At 45.0% G+C, this 22,281-nt stretch carries 20 protein-coding genes; 11 read left to right on the plus strand and 9 right to left on the minus strand.

The window, feature by feature from the left end:
- Nucleotides 1-21: 21 nt before the first annotated feature.
- The 3 genes from QQL66_RS04500 to QQL66_RS04510 all read right to left on the minus strand — a co-directional run bounded on the left by QQL66_RS04500 (nucleotide 22) and on the right by QQL66_RS04510 (nucleotide 2,181).
- Nucleotides 22-534: an SRPBCC family protein gene (locus tag QQL66_RS04500; protein WP_284379256.1), complete on the minus strand. Its 513-nt coding sequence runs from the start codon at nucleotides 532-534 to the stop codon at nucleotides 22-24.
- Nucleotides 535-1,024: 490 nt separating this feature from the next.
- Nucleotides 1,025-1,600: an elongation factor P-like protein EfpL gene (gene efpL, locus QQL66_RS04505; protein WP_284379258.1), complete on the minus strand. Its 576-nt coding sequence runs from the start codon at nucleotides 1,598-1,600 to the stop codon at nucleotides 1,025-1,027.
- 143 nt (nucleotides 1,601-1,743) lie between these two features.
- Complete coding sequence (locus QQL66_RS04510) at nucleotides 1,744-2,181, minus strand: helix-turn-helix domain-containing protein (protein WP_348524832.1); 438 nt, start codon at nucleotides 2,179-2,181, stop codon at nucleotides 1,744-1,746.
- 85 nt (nucleotides 2,182-2,266) lie between these two features.
- Here QQL66_RS04510 and tmpT point away from each other — a divergent pair, with 85 nt between their 5' ends.
- The 4 genes from tmpT to QQL66_RS04530 all read left to right on the plus strand — a co-directional run bounded on the left by tmpT (nucleotide 2,267) and on the right by QQL66_RS04530 (nucleotide 4,593).
- Nucleotides 2,267-2,911, plus strand: coding sequence for a thiopurine S-methyltransferase (gene tmpT, locus QQL66_RS04515; RefSeq protein ID WP_284379260.1), 645 nt, complete (start codon nucleotides 2,267-2,269; stop codon nucleotides 2,909-2,911).
- A 140-nt stretch (nucleotides 2,912-3,051) separates the two neighbouring features.
- On the plus strand, nucleotides 3,052-3,621 hold the full coding sequence (locus tag QQL66_RS04520) for a TetR/AcrR family transcriptional regulator (RefSeq protein ID WP_284379262.1): 570 nt from the start codon (nucleotides 3,052-3,054) through the stop codon (nucleotides 3,619-3,621).
- Nucleotides 3,622-3,704: 83 nt separating this feature from the next.
- The gene (locus tag QQL66_RS04525) at nucleotides 3,705-3,995 is read left to right on the plus strand and encodes a YciI family protein (RefSeq protein ID WP_284379264.1); all 291 of its coding nucleotides are present in this window, start codon (nucleotides 3,705-3,707) and stop codon (nucleotides 3,993-3,995) included.
- Between the two features lie 10 nt (nucleotides 3,996-4,005).
- On the plus strand, nucleotides 4,006-4,593 hold the full coding sequence (locus QQL66_RS04530) for a DNA-3-methyladenine glycosylase I (RefSeq protein ID WP_284379266.1): 588 nt from the start codon (nucleotides 4,006-4,008) through the stop codon (nucleotides 4,591-4,593).
- A 95-nt stretch (nucleotides 4,594-4,688) separates the two neighbouring features.
- On the opposite strand, the gene QQL66_RS04535 is transcribed toward QQL66_RS04530, so the two are convergent.
- Nucleotides 4,689-6,395, minus strand: coding sequence for a methyl-accepting chemotaxis protein (locus tag QQL66_RS04535; protein ID WP_284379267.1), 1,707 nt, complete (start codon nucleotides 6,393-6,395; stop codon nucleotides 4,689-4,691).
- Between the two features lie 184 nt (nucleotides 6,396-6,579).
- Nucleotides 6,580-7,491, minus strand: coding sequence for a LysR family transcriptional regulator (locus QQL66_RS04540; protein ID WP_284379269.1), 912 nt, complete (start codon nucleotides 7,489-7,491; stop codon nucleotides 6,580-6,582).
- Between the two features lie 123 nt (nucleotides 7,492-7,614).
- Here QQL66_RS04540 and QQL66_RS04545 point away from each other — a divergent pair, with 123 nt between their 5' ends.
- On the plus strand, nucleotides 7,615-9,480 hold the full coding sequence (locus QQL66_RS04545; RefSeq protein ID WP_284379272.1) for a hypothetical protein: 1,866 nt from the start codon (nucleotides 7,615-7,617) through the stop codon (nucleotides 9,478-9,480).
- A gap of 94 nt (nucleotides 9,481-9,574) precedes the next feature.
- On the opposite strand, the gene QQL66_RS04550 is transcribed toward QQL66_RS04545, so the two are convergent.
- Nucleotides 9,575-10,777, minus strand: a complete 1,203-nt coding sequence (locus QQL66_RS04550; RefSeq protein WP_284379273.1) for a 3-deoxy-7-phosphoheptulonate synthase — start codon at nucleotides 10,775-10,777, stop codon at nucleotides 9,575-9,577.
- 680 nt (nucleotides 10,778-11,457) lie between these two features.
- On the opposite strand from QQL66_RS04550, the gene QQL66_RS04555 reads away from it, so the two are divergent.
- The 4 genes from QQL66_RS04555 to QQL66_RS04570 are packed head-to-tail and all read left to right on the plus strand — an operon-like array spanning nucleotide 11,458 to nucleotide 17,426.
- A complete protein-coding gene (locus QQL66_RS04555) occupies nucleotides 11,458-13,293 on the plus strand; it encodes a TonB-dependent receptor plug domain-containing protein (protein ID WP_284379275.1) in 1,836 nt (611 codons plus the stop codon).
- A complete protein-coding gene (locus QQL66_RS04560; RefSeq protein WP_284379277.1) occupies nucleotides 13,293-13,811 on the plus strand; it encodes a YfiR family protein in 519 nt (172 codons plus the stop codon). The genes QQL66_RS04555 and QQL66_RS04560 overlap by 1 nt, the downstream gene beginning before the upstream one ends.
- Nucleotides 13,808-16,423: an ATP-binding protein gene (locus tag QQL66_RS04565; protein ID WP_284379280.1), complete on the plus strand. Its 2,616-nt coding sequence runs from the start codon at nucleotides 13,808-13,810 to the stop codon at nucleotides 16,421-16,423. The genes QQL66_RS04560 and QQL66_RS04565 overlap by 4 nt, the downstream gene beginning before the upstream one ends.
- Nucleotides 16,383-17,426, plus strand: coding sequence for a response regulator (locus tag QQL66_RS04570; RefSeq protein ID WP_284379282.1), 1,044 nt, complete (start codon nucleotides 16,383-16,385; stop codon nucleotides 17,424-17,426). The genes QQL66_RS04565 and QQL66_RS04570 overlap by 41 nt, the downstream gene beginning before the upstream one ends.
- A gap of 83 nt (nucleotides 17,427-17,509) precedes the next feature.
- On the opposite strand, the gene QQL66_RS04575 is transcribed toward QQL66_RS04570, so the two are convergent.
- The gene (locus tag QQL66_RS04575) at nucleotides 17,510-18,214 is read right to left on the minus strand and encodes a sterol desaturase family protein (RefSeq protein ID WP_284379284.1); all 705 of its coding nucleotides are present in this window, start codon (nucleotides 18,212-18,214) and stop codon (nucleotides 17,510-17,512) included.
- Nucleotides 18,215-18,398: 184 nt separating this feature from the next.
- Between QQL66_RS04575 and QQL66_RS04580 the strand changes: the two genes are divergently transcribed.
- On the plus strand, nucleotides 18,399-19,466 hold the full coding sequence (locus QQL66_RS04580) for an AraC family transcriptional regulator (RefSeq protein WP_284379286.1): 1,068 nt from the start codon (nucleotides 18,399-18,401) through the stop codon (nucleotides 19,464-19,466).
- 25 nt (nucleotides 19,467-19,491) lie between these two features.
- Here the strand turns inward: QQL66_RS04580 and QQL66_RS04585 are convergent, their stop codons facing one another.
- Nucleotides 19,492-20,397 (minus strand): substrate-binding periplasmic protein, encoded by a 906-nt coding sequence (locus tag QQL66_RS04585; protein WP_284379288.1) that lies wholly within the window; start codon nucleotides 20,395-20,397, stop codon nucleotides 19,492-19,494.
- A gap of 598 nt (nucleotides 20,398-20,995) precedes the next feature.
- Between QQL66_RS04585 and QQL66_RS04590 the strand changes: the two genes are divergently transcribed.
- Nucleotides 20,996-21,721, plus strand: a complete 726-nt coding sequence (locus QQL66_RS04590; protein ID WP_284379290.1) for an NAD(P)-dependent oxidoreductase — start codon at nucleotides 20,996-20,998, stop codon at nucleotides 21,719-21,721.
- An 84-nt stretch (nucleotides 21,722-21,805) separates the two neighbouring features.
- Here QQL66_RS04590 and QQL66_RS04595 read toward each other — a convergent pair whose 3' ends face one another.
- On the minus strand, nucleotides 21,806-22,258 hold the full coding sequence (locus tag QQL66_RS04595; protein WP_284379292.1) for a hotdog fold domain-containing protein: 453 nt from the start codon (nucleotides 22,256-22,258) through the stop codon (nucleotides 21,806-21,808).
- Between the last annotated feature and the right edge of the window lie 23 nt (nucleotides 22,259-22,281).

The raw sequence follows: 22,281 nt of genomic DNA on the forward strand, positions 1-22,281 counted from the left end.
TCCTTGTGTTTTAATTGCTGATTAACGGTTGTAATAAGGGGTTGGTTGACGGTTGTTGGTTTTATTAATGATGTCTTCCATACCATCTACGCCGTTTTCGAAAAGGGTGTAGAGGTTGTCGACAACGTCTTGCTCGATTTCGTAGTCCACATCGAAGGTTGCTGTCCAAGTGAATAAGGTTTGGCGATTGCCAATGTCTTCAAACTTCAACGTGGATAGGTAATTGGTCACAGGAACCGGGCCACTTAAAATGTTGTAAGTGAAGCTGTGGTTCAGATCAGAGTACTCAAGTAAGCGCTCAACGAAGACACCACCGTCGTCCATCACAATGGCTCGGTGAATACCGCGCTTGTTCTCATATACATCGCAGGTATCAACCAGGCTCTGCCAGCGTTGAATCGCACAGAACTTCCCGAATTTTTTCCAAACTTTTTTAATGGAAGCATCGAATACACGATTCACTTCTACTTCGGCGGCTTGAACTCCGGTCGTGGTTAAAGCTAGTGCTAAGGCCGCTGAGGTCATCCATTTCATGGTGTTTCTCCTTTTGTAAATTTCTCGTTTTATTATTTGTTGTTTCCTGTGTTGTTGAATTCATTATTGGCAAGAGAGCGAGGCGATGTAATGGCGAGGCGGTTATAGGGTCTATAACGAGTTTGTTATAACGAGTTCAGGAATGAATGCTCAGATGTTGAACTGCCCGAGATTACTGGGCTGTCGGTGATTTGTTTGAGTTAGAAAATATGTCACCGGTTGCGATTTGGAGACAGAAAATAGTGGATTTCGAATAAATGGAGCTATTTTCTCGGGCTTTAGACTTAGATTTTTTAGGCAAGAGTAGGTCTATGACCTATTAAGTCCGACAGGAAGAAAGTGAATAAAAGCTGGAATGTGTTGAGATATGTTAGCCGGGAGGTTTGTATTTATGTGACTTTGTGGAGGAGGGAATTAAAAAATATAATCGACAAGAGATAGATTCAAAGACAAACGGTTGCAGTTCGCTTTGAATCTACCTGATCAAGACTTACTTCGAGTCAACACGACCCATGAACTTACGTTCTTCAGTATTGATCTTGATGCGGTCGCCAGTAGAAATGTGCTCAGGCACCTGAACTACAAGGCCGGTGGTTAGCTTGGCCGGTTTAGTACGAGAGGTTGCAGACGCGCCTTTGATTGACGGGTCGGTTTCTTCAATCACCAAATCAACGCTAGGTGGCAGTTCAAGACCCACGGCTGAACCATCAACCACAACAATATAGATACCGTTGGTTTCTTCTGTAATGAACAGAACTTCGTCTTCGATAGACTCTTTGTTCAGGTTATAAGGTGTGTAATCTTCGCTGTCCATGAACACATACTCTTCACCATCGATGTAAGAGAAGTTTGCAGGACGCTTGATTAGGTCAGCCAGGTTTAGCATTTCAGAGTCTTTGAACGTTTCGTCAACCTTACCACCAGTAACTACATCGTACATACGCATACGATAAATGCTGCCACCTGCACGGCCTTGTGGCACTGAGCGCTCGATGTCTTTGACAATAAGTACACGGCCGTTGAATTCGATAGCCTGATTCTTCTTAATTTCACTTGCCTTTGGCATGAGTAGTTATCCTATACATTATCTTAGGGAAGGGGGTTGACGAAGACCCCGCCGAAAAAGGCAATAATTTACCATGAAAAACCAGCAAAGATGAGTTTTATATGCTTGTAAGCGCAGGATTTTTTCACCATTTTTGTTGAACATTATTTTCCAAACTTATGAGGGCTTTGTGGTGCTTTCTTTCCTGCACTGTCCAACAGCTTCAAGAAGGTCGGGCATTCAAAGTGACTTGGTGCTTTACATGCTGCGGTATGGCGTAGGCCTTTGCTCATTAGCTTTAATTCCTCAATTTTCTGATCAATCTCATCTGCTTTATGGAGGAGTAACTCTCGATCGATCTCGGGGCCGTCCGGCGTAAACATGGTTCCAATTTCTTCCAGAGACAAACCCGCTGTTCTGCCCAGAGAAATCAGGGCTAAGCGTTGTATCGTATTAGGTGGAAAGAGCCTGCGTAAGCCATTTCTTCCATTGGATTTTATTAAGCCCTTTTCTTCGTAGTAGCGAAGGGTGGAGGCGGGCAAACCTGTTTTCTTTGATACATCACCAATATCCAGGGCATCTTGTTTAATTGATTGCGACATAAAGACTTGACCTAAAGTTGACTTTAAGTCGTATGCTAGTTGTGTGCCTCGCATAAGGCAATCAAAAATCTTAAAAGGAGGATTTATGGACGCACAATTCTGGCATGAACGATGGGCTATGAAAGAGATTGGCTTTCATGAAGGAGAGGTTAATTCGCTGTTATTACATTGGTTTGATTCATTGTCATTAACCCCTGGTGATCGGGTCTTTTTGCCTTTGTGTGGTAAAACCCGGGACATTGCCTGGTTGTTAGCTCAGGGATACTCGGTAGTCGGCGTTGAGCTGAGTGAGATTGCGGTGAAGGAATTGTTTGAAGAACTCGGAGTTCAACCAACCATCACTAAGGTAGATCAATACCTTCATTATCATTCTGAAAATCTGGATGTGTATGTGGGAGACATCTTCGACATGACTCCTTCTATCATCGGTCAGGTGGCCGGTGTCTACGATCGTGCGGCTTTGGTGGCGCTACCTTTGGAGATGCGTAAGCAATACACAAAGCTGTTGTTGAGTATTACTGCCTGCGCCCCACAGTTGTTGGTGTGTTATGAGTATGACCAATCGATCTTTGATGGCCCGCCGTTCTCTATCAGCAGAGAGGAAATTCGCCAGCATTATGCTGACTCACTAACAATCACCTTACTTGAAAGCCGCGAGATGGAGGGATGTATTCGCGGGCAGGTGGATGCCACGGAGCGGGTTTGGTTATTAAGTTCTTTATCTGAGTAAATTATTTCTTGACGATCTAGGTCAGTTGTCCTATTTTTGTTTAGGTCAACTGTCCTAGTGATGTTTTTTGCGCTAACACATACAAGAATTTATGACACAAGGACTTATTACACAGCGATTTATTACACAGGTAAGGCGAAATGAAGACCTCTACGAGAGCGCTGATTATTGAACGTGCCGATGAACTCTTCTATCAAAAAGGGTTTGATCACACTTCATTTGCTCATATTGCGAAAGATGTAAACATCTCTCGTGGGAACTTTTACCACCACTTCAAAAGCAAGGATGAGATTCTGGATGCCGTGATTGATTTTCGGCTGTCAAAGACTCAGACCATGCTGGATGAGTGGGATCAGGAAGGGGATACACCTGAGGCCCGAATTCGTTGTTTCATTCATATTCTGATTCGTAATATGTCCAAAATTGTTATGTATGGTTGTCCCGTGGGTACGTTGACCTCTGAACTGGCGAAGCTGGATCACGCTTCGTTGGATAAGGCTGGTGCCGTATTTAGCTTATTTCGTGAATGGCTAGCTCGTCAGTTTGATGCCTTGGGCTTTTCAGATCGATCAGACGCTTTAGCCATGCATGTGCTGGCTAGAAGTCAGGGCATAGCAACGCTTGCCAGTGCTTTCAAGGATGAAACTTTCATTAATGAAGAAGTCGCAACCTTAAACCTGTGGTTGGAGCAGCAGCTGGCCAGCCGTTAAATCTACAGCTTTGAATAAAGTTTTGAACCAAGTCTTAAACTTTAAGCCTTGAACGATAAGTCCTGAAGAAAGGGAGAGGGAAAATGTATATCGTGACATTGAAATTTTCTGTCAATAAAAGCAATGCGCCTCAATTCATGGAAGGTCATAAAGCCTGGATTGAGCAAGGAATCAAAGATGGTGTTTTTGCGCTGGTGGGCAGTTTGCCGGACATTGGTGGAGGCATCATTGCACATAATGTTTCCCGTGATGAGCTTGAACAGCGAGTTAAGGATGACCCTTTTGTGGCTGAACAGGTGGTGACCGCCGACATTATGGAGTTCCTACCTAACCGTGCAGATGAGCGCCTTTCATTTCTATTGCCTCAGGGTTAAAGGCTGAATCATGGCTGAGTTGTTTCAAGGCCCGGATGGGCAACCCAGGTGTAAGTGGTGCGGGGGTGCACCGGAGTTTCTTGCTTACCACGACAACGAATGGGGATTTCCTGTCAGGGATGATCAGCACTTATTTGAAAAAATCTGTCTGGAAAGCTTTCAGTCGGGGTTGAGCTGGCGGACGATACTGACCAAACGAGAGAATTTCAGACAGGCATTCAAGCAGTTCGATTTTTATCAGGTGGCTGAGTTCACCGAGCAAGACGTTGAACGTTTATTGCAAGATGCAGGCATTGTTCGTCATCGAGGCAAGATTGAGGCGGCTATTAATAATGCCAAACGTGCAGTGGAAATGGTGGCGCAGGAAGGGTCGTTGGCTGACTTCTTTTGGCAATATGAGCCTCAAACGATTGTGAATGCACCACAAACGGTTTCTACCTCGGAAGAGTCCATCGCCTTATCTAAAGCACTGAAGAAACGAGGGTGGAAATTTGTTGGTCCGACGACAGTGTATGCTTTTATGCAAGCAATGGGATTAATCAATGACCATTCAGAAGGCTGCATCATTCGACAGACGGTAGAACAGACTTCCAAATAACATTGAACCTCTTAATTACCCGTTTAGTTGTAAACAGTTGTGGTAGGACGAGTTAGTTAAGAGGTTCGATGTCGTTTCAGCGTTTGTGCCCTTAATCAATTTTCGATGAACTTCTGCAATTGTGTATTGATTTGATTGACTGAGCGGTTGATTCGTAACGCTAACTCCAACAAACGTTCGGTATTTTCCGTCGTTTGTCTGGAAACGTCCCGAATATTGTCGATACCTGAATTGATCTCATTGCTGATACCCGCTTGCGTTTCTGCCGCTTCAGACAGTTGTATGTTTTGAGCCTGGATTTTCTCAATGGCGTGACTGACACTCTCAATCATTTCATTGGTTTCCATGGCTTTTTCTTTACTGGTGTTGAGACTTTCTTTGCCTTTGTCGATGGTACTGACAGCATTAATAGCGCCTTGCTGTAGTTGCTCAATCATCCTGTTAATTTCTTCGGTGGATTCTTGAGTCCGACTGGCTAAGGTTCTTACTTCGTCCGCCACTACCGCAAAACCACGACCCTGTTCCCCGGCACGTGCAGCTTCAATTGCCGCATTCAGTGCTAATAGATTAGTTTGTTCGGCAATGCCTCGAATCACATCGAGTACACCTCCAATGTTTTGGCTATGTGCTTCGAGATTACCCACGACTTCCGCAACGGCTTCCATTTCTTCCGCAAAATTTTGCACTGAATTGAGGTTGTCTTCTACGGTTTTGCTGCCTCTTGCGGTTTGTTTTTGAGTCTCAATGGAACTTTGTGCGGTTTCAGACGCAATGCTGTTCATGTCCGTGGTAGCGTTGGCCATCTCATTCATTGAGTGAGCCACTCGTTCGGTAACGTCATGCTGATGGGTTGCATCTGCTTGGGTTTGTTGTGTAATGCGTTCCATGTCTTCAGTGCTTTGGGTTAGTTCTTTAACCTGCTCATTGATGTCTTTTAACGTAGTCGCCAAGCGTTTCATGAGATGATTAAAGGCACTGGCGATGTCGCCAATTTCATCCTGAGGTTCACTGACCAGCCGTTGATCCAAATTGCCTTCGCCTTCTGCGATATCTAACAGGGCGGATTTTACTTCCCTTAACCGTTCAGAAATCAGTTTCCTGAACATAAAGAAAAGTAAGCCTATGGTGCCGCCCAAGACAATCAGAATGATCACTGCAATTTGAGTATTGAGGCTTGTTGCATAAGCTAATTGCTCATCGATTGGCACCTGAACTTCGAGAATGCCTCGTACATCATTTAACTGCCAACCCGTTTTCGGGGTGTCCGGGTGGGAGTTATGACAATTCACACAGCCCTGAGCCACCATAGTGTCAGCCAGTGCGACACGTACCACTTCTTTATCATTGATGGTTTCTACTGTGGAGAAGGTTTTCTTCGGATCTTTATTTAACTCATCCCATGCCGCTTGACCAAAGGCATCCATTTGACGGTTCTTTCGGTTGGGGAAGGGGAAGGGACTGTAGAGTTTCAAGGTGATGATGTTGTTGTTCGAGAACTCTTTGCTGAGATCATGAATGAAGGTCGCTGGCAGTGGCACAACCCCAGCTTTATCTTTGTGATCGTAATGGGGGCGAATGCCATCTACAGGTAAGACCTTCTTAATGATGTTTTTTGTGTAATAGCCACGAATGGTTTTGTATTGCTTAACCGTACTTTCCGCTGATGAGATAGCCCCGGCAATTGCATGTTGTTTAGTAACATTAGGAACGTAGGTAAAAAGAACGATGAGTACAACGACTAAGATGAGTACGAGTGGGGAAAACAACCGGGTACTCAACTTTCCAAAGTAACTTTTGCTCATCTCGGCCACCTTTTTGACGAGCTGTGTATGAGTTAAACCCATTTAAAGTGTAGTTCATCCTTGCGCTAATAACCGACTTTATTGGTGGGGTATTTGTGTTGATTGATGAGCGCGTTTGAACGCTGTAAGGGAAGTATAGACTGTTATGCTTGCTTGAGAGTTGTCTGTTGGTGGCTTAGGGTGTTTAGTTTGTTTCGGAGGCTTCAATCAGCGACTTTTTATCCAAAAGTACCTTATAAATGTATTCACGAAACTTCTTAACTCTTGCGGTGGTTCGTAAGTCTTTATGCGACAGTACCCACAAATCGGGTTGAATGTCTTGTATTATCTCAAGGCGCTCCCAATTGGGTTCCCGATCGCCAGTTAAACAGGGCACTACTGCCAAGCCGAAGCCTTGCTCAATCGCATCTCTAAACATCCAGCTGTTAGTGACCTTACACGCAATTTTAGCTTCCGGCACATGTGCTTTTAGCCACTGAGAAAAGACGGTGTTTTGATCTTCCCAATCAATCCAATGGTGCTGATCTAATGATTGCGGGGTCAATGATTGTGAGGTCAACGATTGTGAGCCGAGTGATCGGGATTTGAGATAATTTTTTGCACCGTATATCGCGACGCGGACTTTGCCTACGGAACGACCAACTAATTCAAGATCTGGCGTGTTAGTGAATCTGATAGCGACATCGGCTTCGCGTCTTAGCAGGTTAACGAATGCTGTAGAGGTCGATAGCGATATCTCTATCTCCGGATAAATGGCGCAAAACTCTTTGATGTCTTTAATGATCAAGGGATACAGCGCTTCAGGCATAGTGACGCTGATACTTCCTTCTAATTTCTCATCGTAGCCTTGCAGCTTCCTTTCGACATCTTTGATGAGGTCTTCCACATGGAGGCTGGTGGCAACCAGATCTTCTCCAGCTTGAGTGAGTATAAATCCTTTCGTCGTGCGTTCAAAAATCTGGGTGCCAAGTGATTTTTCGAAGGCGCGAAGCTGCCTGGACGCTGTGGAATGACTAATTCCAAGAATCTCTGATGCTCTTCTTAATGACCCATGAGAGGCTACGGCATTGATGATTTGAAGTGTTTCCCATTTCATTGGTGCATTGTTGCACCAGATGATTGCATTATCAATTGTTGTTGGGTGAATTTGAACCAAAGATAATGGCGCCGTTTAACGAACATAACAAAAACTTGAAGGTTGGAAAGCCAGGAGAAATTAGTGAAACGAGCGTATAAGCGAACATATAAACAAGTACTGGGCGTCATCATTGCCAGCAGTTTGGTGACAGCCTGTGGTGGCGGTTCATCAAAATCGAGTGGGACTAATGGTGATGTCACACTTGAACAGCCTGAAATTTCAGAGGTTTCTGTCTCTGGAACGGTGTCTGGGTTGAATGGTGAGCTGGTGTTATCTATAGGGGGTGAAACACTTTCCGTATCAGAAAATGGGGATGTTTCCGTTGACGGGGTTCAGGCCATTAACTCAGAGGTGGATGTTCGGGTTGTATCTCAGCCAAATGACTTGCAGTGTCAGGCTGTGTTCGAACAGAAGGACTTCAATCGTTTATCGGTTGATTGTAATGAACGTCATTGGCAGTCATTGACGTTTGCTGATGCAGAGACCTTTGGTGAGTATCAGGTGGCTAATGTTCAGATGGTCATCAATGACAATAACAACGGTATTTTAGTTTGGTTGATGAATCACTTAACCGATGGAAGCTCAGAGCTTTGGGCCAGAGATCTGACTGAAGGCCAATGGGGCGAGGATTATCGCATCGGTCATAACAATTGTGCATCAGGTGCTGTGAGCGAAACATCGTTCAATTCCCGTATCGTTTCCTTTGCTGTCACCATCAATAATAACCAAAACGTAGCTCTGATTTGCGTTGATAAAGACGAAGCCAATGTTCAGATCAGTCGTGTGACGATAGGTGATACAGCTTACCGTTTGTATTTGCATGAACGTATTGGTAGTACTTGGTCTCACCCTGAATCACGAGCGGATACCGTATTTCAGAATTTCTCGACTATTTGGCTGAGTAAGTCGAGTATCGCGTCAGCGGATAACAATGATGTTGTGTTTACCTGGAATAGCGAACTAAAAAATTATGTGTCTGAAAGGCGTGCAGGTATTTGGCAGCACCCGGAATCAATAAATGACACCATAACCGATACCTTAACTCAGGTTTCCAGTTATGCCCCCAATGTTGTGATGAACCAATTTGGTGAGACGCTAATCGCGTTTGCTCAGCAGGGACGGGCGTTAGGTTCGACAAAAGATATTTTTTACAGCGAATACCGGAACGGCCAATGGAGCCACCATGTCAATTATCTCGTAGACGGATTGGCCGTGGATGAAACTGAGACCAACAATGATGTGATGACGCTACTCAATGACCAAGGCGATGCTGTCATTGGTTGGACAACGTCTGAACACGGCGCTTTTGTTGCTCATCGAACTAATACGATTTGGCAACTTCCAAACAGTGTGGCTGATGCATTAAGTGACGTTGATGCTCTTAATCCGGAGAGTCAGAACCTGCATGGTTTTATGGATGACTCAGGAAATATTTCCGTTGTCTGGAGCCAAAATACAGGCATCTTGATGGCCCAATACAAGGAAGGTCATTGGGTTCTGCCTGTTTCTGAAATCGATTATTTCTTTGAGTTAAACAAAGGGGTAAGCAGTTACCCTGTTATTTCCGGGCGCAATGATGGCTATCTTACTGTAGCTGCTCATGGCGTAGATTTATCCGGTACTACTGAAATGATTTTCTTGAAAGAATTCCGTGAGGGTACTTGGAGTACTGTCAGTTTTGATGAACCGTATAGTCCGGGTCAAGGAAGTCATGATTACAGCTATGACTTGAAATTTGCGATGAATAATCGCGGAAATGCTTATCTTACCTGGGCGGGACATTATTCTGTGACGGATCGGGGTGGCCTGTATGTCGGTAGCTACGCTGCCCATTCTGATAAGGATCAGATTACAGTTGATGAGGGTGCTGGTGAGAATAAGGGGGATGAAAGCGCGGAAGAAGGTAACGGGACTTTTCCGGAGATATTAGAACTTGAACCTCGCTAATCACTTCCTTTCGATGTAATAAAAGTCAGCATCCACCTTGGACTCATTGTATTACACTGAGTCCAAGGTGGATGTTTATATAACGTACCAACTTTTATCCCATCAATTCATGCAACTCACGCAATAGCGTTTCAGTTTGATTCCAGCTGATACACGCATCGGTGATTGATAAACCGTAGGTAAGGTTGCCATCGTTTTCAGGGCCCTTCATTCCTTGATTTCCGGGTTCAATGAAGCTTTCAAGCATGACACCCGCAATGCCTGAAATCTGTTTATGACCGTTGATTCCTTGTCGCAGTTTTACAACGTCCATAGCAATAGGGATTTGGCGCTCGTGTTGTTTTTGAGAGTTGTCATGGCTGCAGTCCACAATCACTTTCGGATGTAATTGATTGTCTTGTGCCGCTTTTTCAAGTTGCTCAAGTGTGGCTCGAATACTCACCTCATCGTAGTTGGTAATGCCTCGGCCACCACGAAGTACGATGTGAGTATCCGGGTTTCCTGGTGTGTCCAACATGGCAATCTGTCCATCGATGTCCATACCTAAGCAGTGATGGCTTCGGCTGGCTGAGATCATCGCATTAATAGCATTTTGTACCGTGCCGTCAGTTCCGTTTTTGATACCCACCGGCATTCCTAAGTGGCTGATCATTTCACGGTGGATTTGTGATTCCGAGGTGCGAGCACCAATGGCGGTCCAGCTGATTAAATCGTCCAGGTACAGCATAGTCATTGGATTCAGAGCTTCAATGGCTAGCGGTAAGCCCATTTCCACCAGGTTCAACAGCAATGCTCTTGAGCGCGTCAAACCAAGTTGAATGTCGCCTTTATCGTTGCGTTCAGGATCGTACGCCAGACCTTTCCAGCCCGTGGTGGTACGAGGTTTTTCAACGTAAGCACGCATCACGATCAACAAACGATCGGACAGTTGTTCATTTAATGCGGCAAGTCGGCGACCGTAATCTAATGCGGCTTTTTCATCGTGGAGGGAGCAAGGGCCGGTAATGACCAGAAGCTTTTGAGATTCGTTAGGCGTGTCGGAGAGGAGGTCTGAAATTTGTTGGCGGTGCTTATCAACTTGAAGAGCCAGTTGATCCGCCAGAGGAAGTCGATGTTTCAATGCTCTGGGGGTTTCCAGCGGTCTGACCGCGAGACTCTTTTCCAGAGGTTGATTGGCATCGTTGGCTGCGCTGTTATCAGGAGGCTGATGAGTGCTATCCAGATTCTGATTGTCTGTCGCTGTTGAGCAGCAGTCATCACTTAATGCGGATTCTTGTTTGTCTAGTCGAGTAGTCATTGTGGTTATTCCTTTAGATTTTCATTCTTCCCCAAAACTTGTTAGGCGTTTACAGTGGTTCAAAATCAACATTCTGAATAACCATAAAAAAACCCCGATCAGCTGACTGCTAATCGGGGTTTCTTGGCAGTCGGCTGGAGTTTGCCGGGCTGCCTGTGATTTTTGTCTTATCTCAGCGGGTGCCCAGCATTTGGCTAAAGTAATAGCCAAAGAAAAACTCTGAGGAGCACCAATACGCAACAACATTCTTAACGCTTTTTACAGAAGAAGCACTTTTTACACTTACAGCAAAAATACCGCATCCATTAGTGGTACGGGTAATAAGGCTGTTTGAAGTCATTGCATTTAATCTGTTCATTCTTCGGATAATAACCCAGTTAGTCAGGATTGCAACCTCTACATAAAAAATTAACAAAAGAGCCCAGACATAGGGTGCGTTACTAAATATTAAGGCTTGGATCTCGGGGGTAGACCCGATCAGTGTCTGGAACGAGCAGAACTCAAAAGCATGGAATTTACCTACCGTTTATCGTGATTTCGTAAGTGTTTCTCAGCTAGGTGATTGTTATCTATTGCTTAATATCCCTGTGTTTTGTGGTTAAAAGTGTTCCACCTAATTTTTAAATTTCGTGTTCTATACTCAAAAAAATGCGGGGTAAATAGCGAAGGGATAACTTTCTATGAAAAGGTTTTCAGCAGTATTAATGATGACAGCGCTCGTAAATACTGCTCAAGGAGAGACCAATACTCCCTTTGATATTAAAGGCACCAGTTTGTCCGAATTGATGTCACTCAAAATCACGTCTTTATCGAAGAAAAAGCAACAGTTAAATCGTGCTCCGGCGGCAGTCTATGTGCTCTCTAGTGATGAGATTCAACGCATGGGAGTTACGCATATCGCGGAAGCTCTGCGATTTGTACCGGGTGTTGAAGTTGCAAAGGTGGACTCCAGTCGGTGGGCAATCGGTATCCGAGGGTTTACGTCTCGTGCATCGAATAAGCTTTTGGTGATGATTGATGGACGAAGTATCTATAGCCCGTTCTTTTCAGGCGTACTTTGGGAAGAAAAGGATGTTGTGTTAGCTGATGTCGATCGGATTGAGGTAATTCGAGGGCCAGGTGGCGCTGTCTGGGGAGCAAATGCCGTTAATGGCATCATCAATATTATTTCCAAAAACAGCAGTAAAACGGTCGGCACTTTGGTGGAGGGAAAGGTCACCTCTGAACAAAATGGCATGATCCAGGCGAGGCAGGGTTGGAAAGTTTCTACAGATTCTTACCTCAGGTTCTATGTGAAGCAAAGAGAACGTTCCGATACCGGGCATGATGTTACCAACGACGACAGTCTCCATCGTCAGGCCGGTTTCCGTTTTGATCATAACTTTGATCCAAAGACGAGTCTTACCCTACAAGGCGATATTTATCGGGGTGAGATAGGCTCCATGAATACCACCGAACAACCTGCCGGACAGAAGCAACACGGCGGTAACTTTCTGATGAATTGGTCACATTCCGCCACATCTGATCGGCGACATGGTTTTCAAGCGTTTTATGATGCCACAGATCTTGAGGTCACCGGGCTTCAGGATCGACGTAATACCTTGGATGTGTCCTATCAGGTTCAGCAAAACTGGTCGCAGAATGAATTGGTTGTTGGAGCAGGGTATCGTCGGGTCCGAGATGATGTTGATACCATGTTTATTTCCCCCGAACATCGTACCAATGAAACCTTTAATGCGTTTTTCCAAAATGATCTTGCTTTGATGAAAGATCTTCATTTCATCTTTGGAACAAAATACGAAGACAACGATTATACCGGGAGTGAATGGCAACCTAATGTTCGTTTGTCTTACTTTGTTTGGGATTCTTTGCTCTGGACGTCATGGTCAAAAGCGGTGAGGGTTCCGACCCGGCTGGAAACGGATATCACCATTCCCGGTCTGAATGGCGATAAGTTTACTTCCGAAGAAGCAACGGTGTATGAGTTTGGTTGGCGCAAGCGTTGGTCAACTATGTTGCAAACTGACATCACCCTATACCAATCAGACTACGACAGCCTGTTGTCGCTTGAACTGGATGGCATCCGTAATAAGCTCGCTGGTCGAACTCGTGGTGTTGAGATCAGTGCAAGTATCCAACCCATGAAAGAATGGTTGCTGCGTATCAATATGTCTCATGCGGAAATGGATTTGGATGCAGATCATGACAGTTTCGATTTTTCCGACTCAGAATCTCAAGAAGATGGTATGCCACAGAACATGGCTCAGCTTTCTTCGCTGTTGGATATCGCGGAGGACTGGCAATTAAATGCATATCTTCGTTATGTGGATTCGATTGAAACCAACAACATAGAAAGTTATATGGTTGGTGACCTTTCTCTGGTCTGGAAAATCAATGACTCACTCACCGCAAATTTAACAGGGAAAAATATCGGAGATGGAAGTCATGAAGAGTGGACTTCCGGCGTACCTGTCGATGACGAGTATGGCCTTTCTCTTAAATGGGAGATGCCGTAATGCGACGATTCCTGTTCCTCATAAGTTTGTTATTCAGTATTAACGCAGTCAGTGAGGATATCGTTTATCAGATTAAAGCGTCTTATCTCTATAACTTCCTGCAGTTTGTTCAGTTAGTAGAGCAGCCCGATCGTTCAGAATCCTATTTGAATGTTTGTATTATTGGCGAAAACCGATTTGGCGCATCCATCTCTGTGTTGGATGGCGAAACGACCCCTCAAGGGGTGATTCGAATGATTTCCATGACCCACTATAACAAGAAGAAAACGGTCGAACAGTGTCAGGTGGTATATATTGTAGGTATGAAAAAATCGCTGGCGGTTCGGGTTTTGAATGATGTCGATAATACCAAAGTGCTTACTATTGGGGAGTTTCCTTCATTTACCGAGCTGGGTGGTTTTATTGAACTATATATAGAAAATGACAGTGTTCGGTTCAGAATAAACAGTGAGTTGGCAGGGAATACCCAGTTCAGGGTGGCGGCTCAACTATTATCTCTAGGTGTGGAGGGCTCATGACTACTCCTTCGAATAATGCCTCAACAGGGCGATTTCAATTATCTATTCGGCAAAAGATTCAATACAGTGTGTCTTTCTTCTCTTTGATGGTGATTTTAGTGACCGGGATTACCTTTGCCTGGTCGGCAAATCGTCAATTTCATAACAGCACACTGAATGAAATCAGCATTCTGGCCAGCGTGCTCGCAGGGAATAGTCAGGCAGCGGTTACCTTTAATGATCCTGAATCAGCCACCCGAATTTTATCTGCTTTAAAAGATAACCCAAATGTTCTGTCTGCCACCATTTACAGAAATCAGGAAGTCTTTTCGGTTTTCCCGGATGATGCTGAACCACTTCCGCTGATGAAGAACACCTCGACTGTTTGGTACGAAGCGCCTTATTACTACTCGAACCAGTTAATTCAGGTGAATGGAAAAACCTTAGGTACATTAGTTATGAAATCCCAGCTGATTAAGCTGGAGAGTTTCTGGGAAAATATGGTGTACGTAATTAGTGGTCTTTTGGTGTCGATTCTTGGGTTGGCTTATCTCACGTCTCATTGGTTACGCAAACATGTGACGTTACCCGTTCGCTCTCTGTCTGAATGGGCTTCGGAAGTCTGTTCTACCAAGAGCTTTGATGCCAGAGCCATCAAACACAGTGATGATGAGATTGGTCGATTGACAGACAACCTAAATAATATGCTGGCCGAGCTGTCAAAGCAGGAATCCATTCTTTCGCTGAATCGTTCGTTAGAAGATGAAATTTCTGTTCGCAAGCAGACAGAGCAAGAATTGATTTCCATGAGAAATCAGGCGGAGCAAGCCAACCGGGCGAAGAGCATGTTCCTGGCCAATATGAGTCATGAGATCCGAACCCCAATGAATGCCATCATCGGGTTTGTGGACGTAGTGTTGGAACATGATCTGACGGAAACCCAGCGTAAACACCTAAGTACTGTGCGCCAATCGGCCAAAGATCTGCATAATTTACTGAATGAAATTCTTGATGTGGCCAAAATGGAAGAAGGTAAGCTGGAGTTGGAACAGCTGCCATTCTCTGTCCGTAATGTTGTCAGTCATGTGATGAAAACCCTGCACTTTAAAGCGACGGATAAGGGCCTTCAAATGATTGAACGGATTTCAGATGGGGTGCCTGAGTATTTTCTCGGGGATTCCTTGCGTCTTAATCAAGTTCTGATGAACCTGATTGGCAATGCCATTAAGTTCACCGAAATGGGGTCCATCATGGTCGCAGTGGATGTTTTGGAAACCGGTGAATTGAGGTTCCTGGTACGAGATACAGGCATCGGTATTCCAAAGGATAAAGTCGACCATATCTTCGACAGTTTTAGTCAGGCGGATGCCTCAACCAATCGAAAATACGGAGGGACCGGCTTAGGGACCACTATTTCTAAACAGCTTGTTGAATTAATGGGCGGGAAAATCTGGGTTGAAAGCCAGGAAGGTGTTGGCAGTTCGTTCTACTTTACCGTTTGTCTACAGGAGACGGAGCAACCTGATCATGTTCAAGAGCATGATTTCACACCCGCGCGTTGGCATTCTTCGGATTCTTTAGAAGTTTTGGTTGCGGAAGACATGCAGCAAAACGCGGATTTATTGCGAATTCGTCTGGAGTCTTTGGGGCACAGGATGACTCATGCTGTGAACGGAGCCAGAGCGGTTGAACAGGTTCAGAAACAAGCCTTTGATTTGATCTTAATGGACATTCAAATGCCCGAAATGGATGGGCTGGAAGCCACGCGAAAAATCCGACAGTTAAAACAAGGTAAGAGCATACCCATCATCGCATTAACAGCAAGTGTGATGCATGAAGACAGGCACGCATGTACGGAAGCAGGAATGGATGGTTTTGTTAAGAAACCGATTGTTTTCAATGAGCTATTTGAAGAAATGGCGCGAGTGCTGCACGAAGGGTTTGAAGTTCCTGACAGAGAAACCCCAAAAGTAGACAACATTGAAGGTATAACGGATTCGCCTCTGATCGACTTTAAGCAAGGCATTGCTACCTGGGGAGATACCAACACCTTTATCGAAAACCTCAAACAGTTTTCGGTGACCTGCAATGAAAAGTTATCTCAGTTTGAATTTGCCATAGAACACAATCAGGAAGATGAATTGCATGAACTGCTACACGCATACCGTGGTGTAACCGGAAACTTGGGATTGGTGCACTTGTATGAAACCTTGCAGCAAACGTCTGCAGAGCTCCATGAAAAGGGAATTTATTCATTACGACTGAAATTAGACAACCTTCGCAGTTGTTTTGAGTCGACGATGGCGGCAATTAATAACCTTGAATCCAGGAACAAACACCATTCTATCTATGAATCAGAGGTGTATTTATCTCAGTCCGAAGTGCTTGAACAAGTGATGGTGCTAAGGCAGCAACTCGCGGGTGGCGAGTTAGATGAAAACTTGTTCAAGCAAATTGTTGCTCAGTTTTCACTACTGAAAGTTCCACAGGAAAAGGTCGATGCGTTTTGCAGGGCGGTCGACGACTTTGAATTCGAATCAGCAGGACATGTATTGGAGGAAATACATTCTTTTCTGAGTGAGGAGGGGCACCATGAATCAGATCGATTGCAGCCCAAAAATACTTCTCGTTGATGATGAACCAAATAACCTTCAGGTGCTGAAACAGGTACTTGATGGTCAATATCATCTAATGTTTGCGAAAAATGGTCAAAGAGCTATTGAGTTGGCCCTGGAACGATCACCGCACCTTATATTACTGGATGTGATGATGCCTGAGATGGATGGGTTTGAAGTCTGTCGAAGGCTTAAATCCATGCCTAAGACTGAGCATATCCCCATCATTTTCGTAACCGCCATGTCTGAGGTTGAAAGTGAATTTAAAGGCTTTGAGGTTGGGGCGGTGGATTACATTACCAAGCCTATCAGCCCTGCGATTGTTCGCGCTAGGGTTAAGACCCATTTGTCCTTGGTGCGCGTTAGCGAATTGGTGGATACGCAATTGCAGATTGTTCGCCGGTTAGGGCGGGCGTCAGAATATAAAGACAATGAAACCGGGCTGCATGTGATTCGGATGAGTCATTATTCTGTAGAACTAGGCCGGGCGTATGGGCTGAATGAAGCCACTCTGGATTTACTCCTCAATGCTGCGCCAATGCATGATGTCGGTAAAATAGGCATTCCCGATAATATTTTGTTAAAGCCTGGGAAGTTAACCGACGAAGAATGGGAGATCATGAAGCAGCATCCCCAAATCGGGGCGGATATTGTGGGTGATCATGGTTCGCCCTTGTTAGACATGGCGAAAGAAATAGCACTGACCCACCACGAAAAATGGGATGGCTCCGGGTACCCTAAAGGCTTAAAAGGGGAAGAAATACCTTTGGTCGGGCGTATTGTTGCTATTGCTGATGTGTTTGATGCATTAACAACCGAACGGCCCTATAAAAAGGCCTGGTCCGTTGAGGAAGCACTGAAGTACTTAACCGAGTCTGCGGGAACGCACTTTGATCCGACCCTGATTGATCTGTTCGTTGAACGATTACCCGCAATTATAGAGATCATGACTCGCTGGAAAGAGACGCCCTCTAAAGAAGACGTTCCTGAAAAACAGCCAGCCACACAAACAGAGTCATAGGAACTCTTTAGTACATTAACCCTTAACCCTAATCCTTTAAACAATTAATCCTGTGATCTATTAGCAGTTCTTTGGCTTTGTACTTATTTGGCACTGTATTTATTTTGCATAGCTTCTTTTGTGTAAGTTTTTGGTGACTCCCAGTAAAAGGTGCCCATGACCCAATCCGCCAACGGAAATGTCAAATTAAAGTTCTTTGTCTGCATGAGCTCCCTACGGTGGTGGAGTCTGTGTAATTGTCTCATGTGCCCAATCCAAGGCAGCTGAACTAGCAAGTGATTATCCGGCAGATGATCACAGAAGTGGAAAAACTCATAAGCTAGATATCCCATCATCAAGCCAGCGGAAAATACATACCCCCATTCAGGCGCTGAGAACAGAGCAATAATGTGGCCGATACCCACTGAGATTAGTCCGGTGACTAAGACCAGCCAGGCGGGAAATAAGGTCACACGCCAGTCTTTATGGCTTTGTGGCACAAGCAATTGTTCAGTAAAGAAGGTGTGGTGATCACCTGTGTGTCTCTTATAGAACATTGCCGAGAGCTTTTTCTTTTTGTGCCCCAGTTGGATGTGGACAAAATATTCAATGAAATTCCATAGCATCAAGGTGCCTATCAATCCTAAGCCATGTTGCCAATTGAAGGACTCAACACGGCTGAATTGATGATAGATAAACGTCACGCCTACCAGCGCAACAAACCCCATGTGAAGGTACCCGTTGTACAATCTACTTATGTTAGCGCGATAGTTCGCCCTGAATCGTTCCGTTGTTTGATCAGTTGTCATGATTCCCCCTTATAAACTCTTTTCGTCATTATTCTTGCTATGACTGCATTCTTGCTATGAGTGCGTCTGTTGAATTCAGTATCTGAGATGCGGGGATGAAAATCGTTTGCACTTTCTGTCATTAATTTATCAGTTGCTGCCATACTGTATTTTTATTTCTGGCAGTTATTGATAATGATTGGCTATGAAGCAGCATAAAACCGTTTACTCCTATTGGCTAAAAGAAACCCTCCAGGTACTGTCTTGTCTGGGGTTAGACATTGATGAACTAACCTCGGACTTACCTGGTTTACGGACAGACAGCCCACAAACCAGCAGTTGGATTGAAGTCGGCGTTGCCCGAACCCTCTGGCATAATGCGTTTCGTGCAAGTCAGGATCGATCTATTGGCTTCAAAGTAGGAAGTCAGTTGTCGATTCGTGCCTTCAACGTATTGGCTCCGGTGTTGAGTCACAGCCCTTCGAGATTAGAAGCGGTCCAAAATGCTATGCGTTATCAGCAATTATTGTCGCAAAGTGGCCAGTTCAGGCAGGTAATGTCTAAAGGTATAATCCAGGCCCGATACCAGCCTGCACCCTCACATGTGCCGCTGCATTATTCTCAGGTCGATTCTGTGATGGCCGGGTTTGTTAAGGCGTTACGTTTGTTTATTAGCGAAGATATCGAATTACAGTGTGTTCGTATTCCGGGGCCGGAACGTGACGATATTAGGCTGTATGAAGATTTTTATCGATGTCCTGTTCTTTATAGTGATCCTCCTCCTGGAAATCAGATTTCTTCGAGCAGCAGTCAACCACATTCCTTTGATAGCAGCGTGTTTGCCAGCATTGAACTATCGAGTTCGTTTTTGAATGAATCGGTTACCGGTGCTGATCAAACCCTCTATCGCATCAATAAAGCATTGGCGGAAGATCGGTTATCTCGTTTACTGGATGTCGAACAACTTCATGCCAGTGTCGCAGAAGCCGTGGCTGATCTGGGGTATGCCCGTGCTGATATACAAGCGGTGGCTTCTGCACTGGAATTATCCGTCAGAACATTGCAGCGAAAGCTGAGTCAAACCGGAACCGGCTTTAGAGGCATACAAGAGCAAGTGATTCTCAAAGAAACGACCCGGTTGTTGGAGGCGTCTGAGGCGAGTATTCATGAGATCGCACTGCTCATGGGGTACACCGAGCTCAGTTCGTTTTCAAGAGCCATAAAAGCGCTTGCCGGCCAATCACCAAGGGCGTTGAGACTGAACCCGGCGTAAAGGAATAGAGTAAATAGAATCGGCTTTAGCTTTCTAGCGGGATCTTGGCTTCGGCGGAGGAATTGAGATAGTTTGCTTCAATCTTTTGTATCGACCCCGCCTGTTTCAAGCGCCGGATTGATTCATTAAATCGTTGAAGCAACTCGGTGGAGTAGCATGGCGACTGTTTCGACAGGGACAGATGGACATTATTGACGTCCAAAGGTGTTGGGAGTGCTACGATTTTATCTTGATAACCCAGAGCATGAATTTTTCGTTGTGTGTTGAAATAGGGTAGGACGATGTAATCCGTACGTTGCAGACTCAGCATGGCCATCATTTGTGAGTGGGTTTTGACTTCCTTAATATTCAGCAAGCTTTTGTAATGATCAAATGCCTGACCAAAGCTCACGCCGCTGGGAATCAGACCATGACGGTCTTTAAGGTCTTTGAGTTCATGAAACGGGAATTCGTTTTGACGATGCACGAATACCCGAACCTCGTCTTTTGAAATAGCATCTGTTATTGCCCACTTCTGAGCTCTTTCTTCGTTCCAGTAGTTGCCTGCCAAAATGTCCACGTGGCCGGTATTCATTTTCTGTTCAATGCGTTTCCAGGGCTGGCGGGCCTGAAAAGTGAGCTCCAGACCTAAATCTTCCGTAAGCAGACGAACCACATCAAACGCAATCCCAATTGGGTGGTCGGGCTTTTGGCTATCTGCATAGGCAAACGGTATCCACTGATCAGAACCGGCGACGCTAAGCGATGTACAGTTATTGGACCAGCCATTTGACCAACTAAAAGAGGAGATGAGCAATGACGTGATAAATAGAAATCGTGTGAGAAAAGGAAAGGGCACTGAAAACAGAGACGGGGTGACGAGCCGCTTCTTGGAGGTCGTTACGTTTCTGTGAGTTTGTGCGTCTTGCACTGTGTTAATAATATCGTCCATGATTTCCATTATCTGTTGCAGGATCTTCCGTTGTCTTTCCGACATTTTCCCATTCAAGACCAGACATAAAATTGATTACAAATTTAATCAGTAGATTACATAGTCTGATTCGATACCTTTTGGTTCCCAGGCCACAGGATTATAGCTTTTCTTCGCGCAATTAATGAAGTTGTGCCGTTTCAAGTTGTTACATTTTCTCCTTAATTCATGGGTTACACTCAATCTTTAAATAAGTAACCAGATCTAAGGAACCTCTGAATAAGTCCCTCTCTGCTCAGGCCTATAAGAGAAATGGCTATTTGAGGCGCGGTTTTGAAGGCATAACGGGTTCGACCCGAAGGGTTACGTCAAAAAGCCGCAACAAAAAAGAGGCATTTCTCTTAAGGCCCCGAAGGGCGGTGCTTTAAAAACGTTATAACTGGTAACCACGTTATGTGTTGAACTTCTTGAAAAGGTCTCGGACTGAAGGTCTAGACATTCTCTACGAAGCTCGCCTTGTTCTAGCGTTTTCGGGCTGACAAGGCTTCTAGCGCCCGCTGAGCTAGAGCGGACTTGTTCAGAGGTTCCTTAAGTCCTCGTCAAGGAGATAGGGATAGCAATGACAACGTTAGTATTAGGAGCCAATGGACAGACCGGACGTTTAGTTGTCGAAGCGTTACTGCAAAAAGATATCAGTGTTATTGCAGTCGTTCGATCAAAAGATTCCTTACCTGTAGAGCTATTGTCTCATGCCTTACTGCATGTGGTTGAGGTGAGTGTCACCGAATTAAATACCTCTGAGATTGGCTATTTAGTGAAAGAAGCAACCTCTGTGATCAGCTGTTTAGGCCATAACGTCAGCTGGCAAGGCATGTACGGTGAGCCTCGGCGCTTGGTGAAAGACAGTGTTGAACGTGTCTGTCGTGAGATTCAGACTCTGGAACCCAATGGCGTTCGTAAGTTTGTGTTGATGAATTCCACGGGATGTCGCAACACGGATTTGAATGAGCAGATTTCTATAGCACAGAAAGCGATAGTTACTCTTCTAAGGCTACTTCTGCCTCCGCATGCGGATAATGAAGCAGCGGCAAACTTTCTTCGAAAGCAGGTAGGCCAGGACAACCCGAATATTGAGTGGGTCGTTGTCAGACCGGATGGGTTAATTGATGAGCATCGGGTCTCGGGTTATGAACTTCACCCTTCACCCATACGCAGCGCGATATTTGATCCGGGTAAAACCAGCAGAATTAATGTCGCGGATTTTATGGTGTCGCTGGTGACGGATGAAAATCTTTGGCAATCCTGGAAGGGGCAAGCCCCGGTTATTTACAACGTGAATGACTGAGAACCTAAAAGATAATTCTTTAGGTCGACCAGTCATTCATGACATACCTTGTCTCGTAGATTTGAATTTAAACGTCTACAAAACTTACGCGTGCTTCACGTTCATATCAATGTCCGCCGAAAACACCTCATTACCCTGAGTATCCAGAATTGAGACAGGAACGCGAATCGTACCTTCTTTACTCCAATCGATATTAGAGCCGTCTGCAACTGCGGTTAAATCGGTTTTAGCCTTCTTCTTATATTTCACTTCCATCCCGGCTGGAATCCAGCGAGCACCCTTGGGAATCGAGGCGTCCGTCATCATTCCACCGGCTAATTCAGCCATGTTGCACATCGCAATAGCATGGACTGTGTTGAGATGGTTAGTGACGCGTCTGCGTTTTTTCATCGTAATAATGCAGCGGCCTGCTTCCAGTTTTTGAACTCTGGGGTTGATGGATGAGAAATAGGGGGCTGCAAAACAGACGGCTTTACTGAAGAGATAATGCCCAAAAGGAAGTTGAGTTAACTGGTCGTAGATTTTCTTCGTATTCATGAGCAAGGGATTCCTTAGCAAGT

The sequence above is a fragment of the Litoribrevibacter albus genome, from assembly GCF_030159995.1.
GTDB lineage: Bacteria > Pseudomonadota > Gammaproteobacteria > Pseudomonadales > Litoribrevibacteraceae > Litoribrevibacter > Litoribrevibacter albus.